The 12,708-nt window shown below is 32.8% G+C and carries 8 protein-coding genes and 1 CRISPR repeat array; of the genes, 7 read left to right on the forward strand and 1 reads right to left on the reverse strand.

Annotated features, from left to right (window positions below; translation table 11 throughout):
* Positions 1–568 precede the first annotated feature (568 nt).
* The 6 genes from HGI79_RS21290 (at position 569) to HGI79_RS21315 (ending at position 8,945) form a co-directional block, all read left to right on the forward strand.
* The gene (locus tag HGI79_RS21290; RefSeq protein ID WP_185652678.1) at positions 569–2,755 is read left to right on the forward strand and encodes a DNA topoisomerase III; all 2,187 of its coding nucleotides are present in this window, start codon (positions 569–571) and stop codon (positions 2,753–2,755) included.
* A gap of 334 nt (positions 2,756–3,089) precedes the next feature.
* On the forward strand, positions 3,090–4,778 hold the full coding sequence (locus tag HGI79_RS21295) for a peptide ABC transporter substrate-binding protein (RefSeq protein WP_185652679.1): 1,689 nt from the start codon (positions 3,090–3,092) through the stop codon (positions 4,776–4,778).
* Positions 4,779–5,070: 292 nt separating this feature from the next.
* On the forward strand, positions 5,071–6,024 hold the full coding sequence (locus HGI79_RS21300) for an ABC transporter permease (protein ID WP_185652680.1): 954 nt from the start codon (positions 5,071–5,073) through the stop codon (positions 6,022–6,024).
* Between the two features lie 11 nt (positions 6,025–6,035).
* On the forward strand, positions 6,036–6,953 hold the full coding sequence (locus HGI79_RS21305; protein WP_185652681.1) for an ABC transporter permease: 918 nt from the start codon (positions 6,036–6,038) through the stop codon (positions 6,951–6,953).
* Between the two features lie 10 nt (positions 6,954–6,963).
* On the forward strand, positions 6,964–7,986 hold the full coding sequence (locus HGI79_RS21310; RefSeq protein ID WP_185652682.1) for an ABC transporter ATP-binding protein: 1,023 nt from the start codon (positions 6,964–6,966) through the stop codon (positions 7,984–7,986).
* The gene (locus HGI79_RS21315) at positions 7,983–8,945 is read left to right on the forward strand and encodes an ABC transporter ATP-binding protein (protein ID WP_185652683.1); all 963 of its coding nucleotides are present in this window, start codon (positions 7,983–7,985) and stop codon (positions 8,943–8,945) included. Before HGI79_RS21310 ends, HGI79_RS21315 begins: the two co-directional genes overlap by 4 nt.
* 276 nt (positions 8,946–9,221) lie before the next feature.
* On the opposite strand, the gene HGI79_RS21320 is transcribed toward HGI79_RS21315, so the two are convergent.
* The gene (locus tag HGI79_RS21320) at positions 9,222–10,781 is read right to left on the reverse strand and encodes a bifunctional diguanylate cyclase/phosphodiesterase (protein ID WP_185652684.1); all 1,560 of its coding nucleotides are present in this window, start codon (positions 10,779–10,781) and stop codon (positions 9,222–9,224) included.
* 470 nt (positions 10,782–11,251) lie between these two features.
* Here HGI79_RS21320 and HGI79_RS21325 point away from each other — a divergent pair, with 470 nt between their 5' ends.
* Entirely contained in the window at positions 11,252–12,178 is a 927-nt protein-coding gene (locus HGI79_RS21325; protein WP_185652685.1) for an AEC family transporter, read from the forward strand.
* 61 nt (positions 12,179–12,239) lie between these two features.
* Positions 12,240–12,662: direct repeats of the CRISPR family, unit length 30 nt; unit sequence GTTGAACCTTAACATGGGATGTATTTAAAT.
* Positions 12,663–12,708: the final 46 nt, after the last annotated feature.

The raw sequence follows: 12,708 nt of genomic DNA on the forward strand, positions 1-12,708 counted from the left end.
CATATCTAAAGTTCTAAGATTTTTTCTCAAATTTTCGCTAAGACTAATAAAAAAATATTTAAATGTGACTTCAACATCGGTAATATATCCCTACGTATAAGTTAAATTTAAGTTGTGGGTATCTATAAAGTAGGTCTTAATATAAATATTAGACCTATTTTTTATGTTCTTATTGAGATAGAGCCTTATAACCAATATATTAGTTTAGTTGTATCATAAGTTAGTGTGCAACTGGGTGCATTTAATTTGAGTGAAGAAAAATATGGAGAGCTACATTGCGTAGAAGCCTTAGAAGCTCTTAACGCAGTAAAGATAAGGGCAAATCATTGTTTGAGTGTAGCGAGTTTGATTTGACCGCGAGCAAGTTTTAGAGCTTCTTAGGCTTTGGAGCACGTAGCTGGAATATATTTCTGCACTTAAATTAAATGCACCTTGTGCAACTAAGCATTGTTTTATTGTAGAAGAATTTATGATACTATTAAGTATGATTCTGCATAATGGAAGAATTACTATTTCAAATAGATTTAAAATAAATAAAACACTAGTTTTAGAAGGAAGGTTAACTTAAATGGGAAAAACATTAGTATTGGCGGAGAAGCCAAGTGTGGCAAGAGAAATTGCCAGAGTCTTAAAATGTGGTAAAAAGGGCAACGGATATATAGAAGGAGATAAGTATGTTGTAACTTGGGCACTTGGACATTTAGTTACATTAGCTGATCCAGAAGCTTATGATGATAAATATAAAAGCTGGAAGTTAGAAGATTTACCAATGCTTCCTAAGCACTTAAAACTTGTTGTTATAAAGCAAAGTGGTAAGCAGTTCAATGCAGTTAAGGAACAATTAAATAGAAAAGATGTAACTGAAATAGTAATTGCTACTGATGCTGGTCGTGAAGGAGAATTAGTAGCAAGGTGGATAATTGAAAAAGTAAGGGTAAATAAGCCAATAAAAAGGCTTTGGATCTCTTCGCAAACAGATAAAGCTATAATTGAGGGTTTCAGGAATTTAAAACCTTCATCACAATATGACAATTTATATAAAGCAGCACAATGTAGGGCAGAAGCCGATTGGGTTGTGGGCCTAAATATAACTAGAGCGCTTACTTGTAAGCATAATGCGCAACTTACGGCTGGCCGCGTACAGTCTGCGACCTTGTCGATGATAGTTAATCGTGAAGAAGAAATAAAGAATTTTAAACCAAAGGATTATTTTGTAATTAATGCAAAGGCAAAAGGATTTACTCTTCAATGGAGAGATAAAAATAACAATGGTAATATTTTTGATGAAGATAAGGCAAATAAAATTTTATCAACTACAAAGGGCAAGGATGCTAATATAGTTGATGTTATGGAAAGCTATAAGAAGCAGCATGCTCCTGCTCTTTATGATTTAACTGAGCTCCAAAGAGATGCTAATAGAATTTTCGGATATTCGGCTAAGCAGACGTTGTCAATAATGCAAAGGCTATATGAAAACTATAAAATTTTAACTTACCCTAGAACGGACTCAAGATATATTTCTACAGATATAGTGGCGACGCTGCCAGAGCGTTTAAAAGCAATTTCAATAGGTAATTATAGACCTTGTGCAAGTGAAATATTAAAAGGTAAAATAAATGCCCATAAAGGATTTGTTGATAACAGCAAAGTTAGTGATCACCATGCAATAATTCCAACGGAAGAAACAGTAAAGTTATCACTTTTAAGCAATGAAGAAAAGAATGTTTATGACTTAGTAGTTAAAAGATTCTTAGCTGTTATGCTACCACCTTTTGAATATCTGCAAACTACTATAACTGCAGATATTAATGGAGAAACTTTTGCAGCAAAGGGCAATGTTATAAAATCAAAAGGCTGGAAGCAGGTATATGACAGAGATAGCGATTTAAGCGAAGATGAGGATGAAAAAGATAGTCAAGTGTTACCTGTTATTAAAAAGGGTGATAAAATAAACGTAACTGCAGTGGAAAGTAAAAAGTTACAAACTAAACCACCAGCAAGATTTAACGAAGGAACACTGTTATCTGCTATGGAAAAACCACAAAAGTATGTAAATATAGATAAAATACATGCTAAAACCCTTGGAGAAACTGGCGGAATAGGAACAGTTGCAACAAGAGCTGATATTATAGAAAAATTATTCAATATGTTCTATATAGAAAAGAACGGTAAAGAAATCATTCCAACTTCAAAGGGAAAGCAACTTATAGAATTAGTACCAGATGAACTTAAATCTCCATTGTTAACAGCAGAATGGGAGTTAGAATTAGAGCTTATAAGCAAAGGAAAGAAAGACCCTAGAGCATTTGTAGATAGAATGAGGAATTATGCTGCAGAGCTAGTTCAGGATGTTAAGGGAAGTAGTGATAAGTTCAAACATGATAACCTTACAGGTAAAAAATGTCCTAATTGCGGTAAATATATGCTTGAAGTTAAAGGCAAGCAAGGCAGAATGCTAGTATGCCAAGACAGGGAATGCGGTCACAGGGAAAATTTAGCTAGGTTAACAAATGCAAGATGTCCTGAGTGCCATAAAAAACTTGAGCTTAGGGGTCAAGGTGAAGGACAGATTTATGTATGTACAAATTGCAGCTTTAGAGAAAAACTTTCTTCTTTCAATAAGAGATTTAAAGATAATGATAGCAAATTAAATAAAAAAGATGTTTCAAAATATATGAAGAAAATGAAGGAAGAAAATGAAGCACCTATGAATTCAGCATTGGCTGAGGCATTAGCTAAGTTGAATTTAAAATAATCTAAAATAACCCAAGTTATAGAATTAATTTTATAACTTGGGTTACTTTATGTTATTTTCTAGTGGTATTCCATCAATAGATCCATCTGCAATTTTTCAAATATATCTTAAATGTTTAGTTTTAGATACTATACCACAACACGGGCAACTACTTCCTTCTTTAATACTTTCAACAATAATATATACAAAAAATTACTTGTTAAACTAAATTTATGTTGAAATAATGCCCAAAGTGTATTACTATATAATAGTAATATTATTCCAAAAATGTAATTTCGTGTGGTAATGTGGTTCGACAAAATATGAATTATGAATGAGGAGGGAGAATTATTTAATGAAAAGAAAAAGTATTATTTCATTACTGCTTGCAACCTTAGTATTAGGCTCTGCATTGGTTGGTTGTTCTAGCAATAAAAGTATTGATTCAACTCAAAAAACAGCGGAGACAAAGCTGGATGCGGATCAGACAGCTAATGTATTAGCATTTGATCATACATCCTTGGATCCATCAGTAGTAAGTGATACAGAAACATTTACTACTATGACTAATGTTTACGAAGGTCTTATGAGAGAAAAGTCCGTAGACGGTAAAGTAACTAATGTTCTTGCTGGAGCAAAAAAAATGGACAAATCATCTGATGGCTTGACATATACTTTCACTTTGAGAGATGATGCTAAATGGTCAGATGGGCAACCAGTAAAAGCACAGGATTATGTTTTTTCGTGGAGAAGGCTTTGTGATCCGAAGGTAAGTCAAGATTATTTAGGCTTCCTTGAAGAAATCGGAGTAAAGGGAGCAGCAGAGGTTGCAGCTGGAAAAGCAGATACTAGTACATTAGGCGTTGCTTCTAAAGACGATAAAACTTTTGTAGTAACACTGGCTCATCCTACACCATATTTTGAAAGTGCACTTTCTTTTAAGGGTTTATTACCTCAAAGAGAGGATATAGTAAAGAAGTTAGGAGACCAATATGGTCAGGACTTTAAGAACATGGTATATAATGGAGCTTTTACAGTTTCAGACTATCAGAAGGGTTCAAAAATTGTTTACAAGAAAAATGATAACTACTGGGATGCAAAAAATGTTAAGCTTACAACTGTTAATGGATATATTAACAATGAATCTGCAACTGTAGTTAAGATGTTTAATGCTAAACAGATTGACTTCTTAGATTATGTAGTTACTGGTGACGATATAAAGACATTGGATAAGAATAAGGATGCAGGTGGATATCAACATACTCCAAGCTATGATCCTTCAGTTTATTATTTTATATATAACACAACTAATAAGTATCTTTCCAATGCAAAGGTAAGGTTGGCACTTTCTCTTTCCTATGACAGACAAGCACAGATAAACACAGTATGGAAGAAAAATTATGTTGCTGAAGGTGTGGTTCCATCTAAGATAATGGTCGGAGACAAAGACTATAGACAAACTGTGAACGAACCGTTAAAGGATGTAAAAGCTGATCCAAAACAACTTCTTAAAGAAGGCTTAGCTGAATTGGGAATAAGTGATCCTTCACAGGTTAAGTTGAAATTATGGATGAAACCTGCATCTGCTGAAAGTACATCACAAGCACAGTTTATACAGAACCAATGGCAGAATAATCTAGGTATTAAGATAGATATTGTTTATGCACCGGATAACCCGTCCTACTTTAAATCAAGAACCAATCATGAATTTGATATTTGTGCAGGAGGATGGGGTGCTGACTATAATGATGTTTTCTCATTCTTTAATCTCTTTACTTCAAACAATGGTAACAACAATGGTCTATACAAAAATCCTGAATTTGATGCGTTGGTTAAAAAAGGTATGACTGATATGGATCCTGCAAAGAGATTGGATTACTTCAAGCAAGCAGAACAAATTTTAGTAGCAAAGGATGCAGCAGTTTCTCCTAACTATTACAGATCTATAGATTCATTTTCATACAATTATTTAAAAGGTGTATATGTTCCACTATTTGGAGGATATTTCGATTTAAAGGATGCATATATATCAGGAAAACAATAATGTAATTTATACTATAGATAGCCTCAACTTAAATTTAACTTATACGTAGGAATATGCTGCCAAAGCTGAAGGCACATTTAAAAACTTTTTTGTCATTCTTAGTGAAGTGTTTTTGAAAATCTTAGGAGTTTTGATATGTTTGAGGTACGAGTTTATCAAAACTTCTTAGATTTTCATAAACACGAACTTTAGAATGATTAAAAGTCTTTAACGTGCCGAAGCTTGGCAGCATATTCCGGAGTATAAGTTAAATTTGGGGCATGGGACTTTTTAGTGAGAAAGGAGAAAGGATATGGCCAAGTACATTTTAAAAAGAATCGGTTATATGTTTTTAACTCTATGGATTATAGCTACTATAACCTTTGTGTTGATAAATTCAATACCCGGCGATCCTATATCCAACAAGGCAAAAGCTTTGTCACCACAGGCACAAACTGCTATAAGAAAAAAATATAAATTAGATCGCCCACTTCATGAAAGATATGTATATTATCTTTCTGATTTAGTTCATGGAGATTTGGGTGAATCAATTCAATATCCAGGAACTAAGGTTAACAATATGATAAAAAATGAATTCCCTGTTTCAGCCAGATTAGGGCTTCAGGCTGTTGTTTTCGGTCTTATGGTTGGTGTTGTTTTAGGTATAATTTCAGCCTTTAAAAGAGCTACTTGGGTAGACTATTTAGTAATGTTTATAGCTTTGGTAGGATTATCGGTACCAAATTTTGTAGCTGCAGTACTGCTTCAATATGGAATTGGCGGTAAATTTGGTATACCCATTGTAGGTTGGGCATCATCTAAGGCTTCGTTTTTCTCTGGTTTCAGATACACTATATTGCCAACTATAGCATTAAGTTTACCTGGACTTGCTTCTAACGCCAGATTTATGAGAACGTCAGTACTAGATGTAATAAATCAGGACTATGTTCTTACTGCTGAAGCTAAAGGAGTAAGTAAAATAAGTTTAGTTTGGAAGCATATATTAAGAAATGCTATGATACCACTTGTTACAATTATTGGTCCTAGAATAGCAACTATTATTACCGGAGCAATTGTTATTGAAAGCATATTTGGAATTCCTGGTATAGGAAGAGAATTGGTTAACTCTATAAATAATAGAGATTATACTGTTACAATGTCTCTAACAGTATTTTTTGCATTTTTATACATAGTTGCTCTCTTATTTGTTGATTTAGCATATGTGCTTATTGATCCTAGAATTAAACTTGAAGCTAAGAAAGGTTAAGGGGGATAAGTATGGCTTTGTTAAATAAAGACAAATTTAATGTTATTGGTTGTGAAGACATTAATTCTGATATTATTGTCAGATCCAGCATATCTTATTGGGCTGATGCATGGAGAAGGCTTAAGAAGAATAAGGTTGCAATGGCTTCATTAATATTATTACTTATTATTATCATAATGTGTATAATTGGACCTTGGTTGTCTCCTTTTAAGTTTGATGCACAGAATTATAATGAACTGGATATGCCTCCAAATGAAAAACATTGGTTTGGAACGGATAATCTAGGCAGAGATTTATTTGTAAGATTGTGGAAGGGTGGAAGAGTTTCTTTATTAATTGGTTTTGCCGGAACTTTTATAGAAATTGTAATAGGTTGTTTGTATGGTGGTATATGCGGCTATTTTGGCGGCAAGGTAGATATTATTATGATGAGAATAATTGAAATTATTGTAAGCATTCCTTATCTAATAGTAGTAATATTATTATTATTAGTTTTCTCACCAGGAGTTCCCACATTAATACTTGCACTGTGTATAACTGGATGGCCTAGTATAGCAAGATTAATTAGAGGACAAGTTATGCAGCTTAAGGAAGCTGAATATGTTTCTGCTGCAAAAGCTTTAGGAGGCAGCTCAGCAAGAATTATTGCTAAGCATCTGATTCCCAATACAACAGGTATAATATTGGTATATATGTCCATGGATATTCCAAGTTTTATATTTGATGAGGCTTTCCTAAGTTTTTTAGGACTAGGTGTACAGCCTCCCAATACAAGCTGGGGTGCTTTGGTTTTTACAGGGCAGGGACAGATGACCAATCATCCTCATGAATTGATATTTCCTGCTATTGCAATTAGTGTAACTATGTTGGCTTTTAATCTGTTTGGTGATGGTCTTAGAGATGCACTTGATCCAAAATTACGACAGTAGGAGGGGAAATATGTCTAAATTACTTGAAGTTAAAAATTTACATGTTTCTTACCATACTTATGCAGGTGAAGTACAAGCTGTAAGAGGTGTAAGCTTCCATTTAAATCCAGGAGAAACCTTAGCGGTTGTTGGTGAATCAGGTTGTGGTAAAAGTGTAACAGCTAAATCTCTCATGAGGCTAATTAAGACACCTCCGGGAGAAATAAAGCTGGGTTCTGAAATTATTTTCAATGGTAAGAATATATTAAAAATGGATCATAGAGATTTGAGACAGTTAAGGGGAGCTGAAATAAGCATAATATTTCAGGATCCTATGACATCTCTGAATCCCACAATGAAAATTGGAAATCAAATTGCTGAAAGTTTAATTATGCATAGAGGTATGAACAGAAAAGAAGCATTAGATGAAGCAATTAAAATGTTAAAATTGGTTAATATCCCTAATGCTGAAAAGAGAGTTCATCAATATCCACATGAGTTTTCAGGAGGTATGAGACAGAGAGCTATGATTGCTATGGCTTTAGCATGCAATCCTAAGATATTAATAGCTGATGAACCAACAACTGCTCTTGATGTAACAATTCAAGCACAAATTATGGATTTGATAAAAGATCTCCAAAAAAAGTTTAGTACAGCCGTTGTGCTTATTACTCATGATTTGGGTGTGGTAGCTGATGTTTCTGACAGGATTCAGGTTATGTATGCAGGTCAAATAATAGAAAGAGGTGCTACTGATGAGATATTTTATAATCCCCAGCATCCTTATACCTGGGCATTACTGCAATCTGTTCCAAGACTAGAAACGCAACACAAGGATGCTCTTTATTCCATTCATGGAACGCCTCCTGATCTTATAAAACCTCCCATTGGATGTCCCTTTGCTGCAAGGTGTGAATATGCCATGCAGATATGCAGAGAAGAAGTACCGAAAGTAACAAAATTAAGTGAGACACATGAGGTACAATGCTGGTTAAAACATGAATATGCTCCTAAAGTTCAATTGCCTGCAGGAATTGGGGGTGCCATAAAATGAAACAAAACGAAAAATTTATAGAAATAAAAAACTTAAAAAAATATTTCAAAGTTGGTGGACAATCTATACTAAAGGCAGTTGATGATGTTTCATTTACAATAAAAAAGGGAGAAACTCTTGGGCTTGTTGGAGAGTCTGGCTGCGGTAAGACTACTTGTGGCAGAACAGTTATGGGATTGTATCCGGTTACATCAGGAGAAGTACTTTTTCAGGGTGTAAATATACATGGATTGAATAACAGAGAAAAGAAAGAGTTTACCAGAAAGGCTCAGATTATATTTCAAGATCCTTATGCGTCTCTTAACCCTAGAATGACAGTAGGGGATGTTATTTCAGAGGGAATAGAAATTCATAAACTTTATACGGGAACTGAAAAAACAGAAATAGTTACTAATCTTCTCAGGTTAGTTGGTCTTAATAAGGAGCATGCATCAAGGTTTCCACATGAATTTTCTGGTGGACAGAGACAGAGAATTGGAATTGCTAGAGCTTTAGCTGTGGAACCGGAATTTATTGTATGTGATGAACCAATATCTGCTCTTGATGTGTCTATTCAGGCTCAGGTTGTAAACTTATTAATAAAACTGCAAAAAGAACTTGGATTGACGTACCTGTTTATTGCTCATGATCTTTCTATGGTTAAGCATATATCGGATAGAGTTGGTGTAATGTATCTTGGTAAGTTAGTTGAATTGGCAAGTAGTGAAGTGTTATATAGTAAACCTCTTCATCCATATACAAAGGCTTTACTTTCTGCCATTCCCATTCCTGATCCTAATGTAACAAAAACAAAAAATAGGATTATGTTGGAGGGTGAAGTATCGAGCCCAATAGATCCCAAACCCGGTTGTAGATTTGCTAATAGATGTAAATACGCTAAGGATATATGTTCACAGGTAGATCCAGAGTTTAAAGAAATTGAATCTGAGCATTTTGTAGCCTGCCACTTATTTAAATAAGAATACCAAAACTAAACAATAAAAGTAGAATCTAATGGGAAAGCAGCAGATTTGGAAATACTGAAGGTGTAATAGTAAAAAGAAATAGATTAAAATAAGCAAATTAAAACAGGCTAGTTTATAAATTTATACCAGCCTATAAAGTGAAACTTCACTCAGAGAGAATTTTGACTCCATGGGAGTGTTAGTTGAATCAACCCTTTTAAGATAGATATAGATGAAAAAGTCTGTGTTTATTTTAAAAGGGTTGATTTATACTAAATGCTATTTTTAATACTAATATGTTTCTAAATAAATCTTTGTTTTTTCAGGCGGGATAGGGTGGCTGAGAAGATAACCTTGTCCTATTTTGCAGTTATTTTCTTTAATTATTCGTGCCTGGCGTTCAGTTTCTATTCCCTCTACTATGATATTAAAGTTTAATTTATGTGCCATATCAATAATAAGCTTTATGATAGTTAATGTATTTCGATTGGTATCGATATCCTTTATAAAATATGAATCAACCTTTAAAATATCAATGTTTAGATTTTTCAAAAGACTTAAGGATGAGTATCCTGTACCAAAGTCATCTATAGCCACTTTAACTCCAAGACTTTTTAAATCGTTGACAATTTTAAGAGCCTTCATAGTATCCTGCATAATACTCTCAGTAAATTCAATGACAAGATACTCTGGGTCAAGCTTTGAGTTATGCAGTTGACGTTTCACCATTTCAATGAATTTTGGCTGTTTTAGTTGAATAGCAGATACGTTTACAGCTACAGGAATTTTATTTAATCCGGAGTCTTGCCAAAGCTTATTTTGTCTACAGGCAGTTTCCAAAACCCATTCTCCAATTGGAACAATAAGGCCTGTCTCTTCTGCTAAAGGAATAAATTCAGAAGGTGAAATCATTCCAAGTGTAGGGTGTTGCCAGCGAATTAAAGCCTCAAGTCCCCAAATAGCACCTGTATTAAGATCTACCTGAGGTTGATAGCATAGGGTAAATTCATGGTTTTCAATTGCTTTCCTCAATCCGTTTTCTAATTCTAATCTTCTTGATAGAGCTTTATTTAATTCCTCAGAGAAAAATTGATAATTGTTTTTACCACTATTTTTAACAACATGCATTGCTGCATCTGCATTTTTTATAAGACTTTCTACATTATCACCATCTTTAGTATAAAAGCTTATACCAATACTAGGAGAAATAAATGTTTCATGCCTATTTACTATAAAGGGATTAGTAAACTCGGTTATAATTTTTTCTGCTATGTATATAATGCTTTCTTCATCAATATCATCCAATATGATTAAAAATTCGTCACCGCCGTATCTAAAAATAATATCACCTTTACGTACACAATTTGTAAGTCTTTTTGCCGCTTCGAAAAGTATGGCATCACCCAAATTATGTCCAAGAAAATCATTAACTTTTTTAAAGTTATCTAAATCTATAAACATTACAGTACACTTATAATTTAGACTATCAGTACCGTTAAGTAAATCGTTAACAAAATCATTTAACATATAGCGGTTTGGAAGTCCAGTAAGAGCATCATAGTAAGCTGATTTTTTTATTTGCTCATTTTCTTTTATAGCAATATCTTCCCTTAAGGCTTTTTTAGTAGTTGTACTATATTTTGAATTTATATAGGAAAGTAGAAAAAATATGAAGAAATATGATATAGAAAACATTAATCCCGGTAAAATTATGTTAACGCTAGGGTGAGCACGTTGTGTAAAGATAACCAATACAACTGATAAAGATCCTAGCAAAAAGCATATTATTTTTAGAAAAGCATATGCCTCTCTAGTTTGGGATTTCCTTAAGTTAACAATATTCTTATTCATATAAATGTCCCCCTTATTATATTAAGAAAATTGATAATGTTGATTACGTTTTCGAATGAATTTTAACAAATTTATATGTAAAATTAAAGTATTATTAAGTAATCTTTATCCCATAGTTAACGTCACTAATCCCCTGGATTAGTTCAACTAAACATTAGGTGTAGTAAAAACCAAATGTCATATAAGTTTTACTTAATTAAAAATATTTGTAATTAATTATATTAAAATCTAATATATGTATTCTACATAAAGTCCAAATATCCTTCAAATGATTCAGTGTTTATAGTTAGAAGATACTTAGAGAAATATATTGCTTATATATTGATTTTTGGCATGAAAATATACATTTTACAAGGCTGTACTAGTATAACTCTATTTATCATAGTTGCAGTGTTATTTGAATCATAATATAATCAATGAGTTAGGAAAAACATGGATGGATTAATTGGATGTATAGGAGAAAGATTTAAATGAGTTATTTTGTATTTATTTTGACAAATATAATATTGCCTATATTTATACAAATTTCATTGGGTTATGGGGCTAAAAAAATTATAAATTTTAGTATAAGTACTCTTGCAAAGATACAGTTTTATATAATTGTACCAGCATTGCTATTTGTAAAAATGTACGATTCTAAATTAGATAAAGACATGGCTATTAAAATTTCTTTACATAGTATTATTTTATTTATTTTACTTTATGTTCTGAGTTATGTAATATGTAAACTATTTAAATATAATAAGTCTACATCAAGTGCATTTACTAATTCTGTGTGTCTTTACAACAGCGGTAATTATTGCCTCCCACTTGTTCAGCTTTTATTTCATAATAATCCACTGGCGTTATCAGTTCAAATACTTATAATGACAGTTCAAAATATAGTAACAAATACAATTGGAATTTACAGTATTAGTTCAGGTAACAAAAGTGTAAAAGAAGGTTTATTAGAAGTATTAAAAGTTCCTATGATATATATTATTCTTTTGGCCCTAGTATTAAGAGGTATGAATATAAAGGTATGGTCACCTATATGGAATGCATTAGATTCCATTGGAAGTGCAATGGTTCCTATAGCATTAATTTCACTTGGGGCCCAGCTTGCTGAAACAAAGTATTCTTTAAGAATACCTAAGGTATATTTTTCAAATTTTATAAGATTAATTATAAGTCCTATTATGGCCTATGCTGTTATATTACTTCTAGGGTTGAAAGGAACAGCTGCTCAGGTTGCTATTATATCCTCAGCGGCGCCTACTGCTGTAACTTCAGTATTACTTGCTATTCAGTATAATAGTGAACCGGACTTTGCATCGCAGACGGTATTTCTTTCAACTATTATCAGTCCTATTACAGTATCTTTGGTAATTTCTCTGTTTGTAGGAAAAGTTACATAATATTTTACCAACCAAAGCTTAAAGGATTATAATGAAAATAAAGAATGGCTATTTTACAGTGGTTGAACCTTAACATGGGATGTATTTAAATTACACATAAACCTGTATAACATGTCCACAAATATAAGTTGAACCTTAACATGGGATGTATTTAAATACAATGTCGCTTCTTTCTATTCTACTAATAGCGTCTGTTGAACCTTAACATGGGATGTATTTAAATAAGAATATATCAAAGCTATAAAGGATTAGGGCCTAGTTGAACCTTAACATGGGATGTATTTAAATTTGTACTTTGTGGAATGGCGATTGTCGCCAGAACAGTTGAACCTTAACATGGGATGTATTTAAATACCTCAGATGGTATAGCACGAATAGAATCTAATATCGTTGAACCTTAACATGGGATGTATTTAAATTTTCATAAATCGCTTGTTTAAAAGGATCATCTTCAGTTGAACCTTAACATGGGATGTATTTAAATAACTAGAGAAAGAGCATTTTTACATGAAGACTTTGGTTGAACCTTA

This window comes from Clostridium sp. DJ247 (assembly GCF_014231265.1).

Bases quoted from the DNA above. Each gene is read 5' to 3' on its own strand.
- HGI79_RS21295 (WP_185652679.1), top strand. From the start codon at position 3,090: ATGAAAAGAAAAAGTATTATTTCATTACTGCTTGCAACCTTAGTATTA.
- HGI79_RS21320 (WP_185652684.1), bottom strand. From the start codon at position 10,781: ATGAATAAGAATATTGTTAACTTAAGGAAATCCCAAACTAGAGAGGCA.
- HGI79_RS21315 (WP_185652683.1), top strand. From the start codon at position 7,983: ATGAAACAAAACGAAAAATTTATAGAAATAAAAAACTTAAAAAAATAT.
- HGI79_RS21305 (WP_185652681.1), top strand. From the start codon at position 6,036: ATGGCTTTGTTAAATAAAGACAAATTTAATGTTATTGGTTGTGAAGAC.
- HGI79_RS21300 (WP_185652680.1), top strand. From the start codon at position 5,071: ATGGCCAAGTACATTTTAAAAAGAATCGGTTATATGTTTTTAACTCTA.
- HGI79_RS21325 (WP_185652685.1), top strand. From the start codon at position 11,252: ATGAGTTATTTTGTATTTATTTTGACAAATATAATATTGCCTATATTT.
- HGI79_RS21310 (WP_185652682.1), top strand. From the start codon at position 6,964: ATGTCTAAATTACTTGAAGTTAAAAATTTACATGTTTCTTACCATACT.
- HGI79_RS21290 (WP_185652678.1), top strand. From the start codon at position 569: ATGGGAAAAACATTAGTATTGGCGGAGAAGCCAAGTGTGGCAAGAGAA.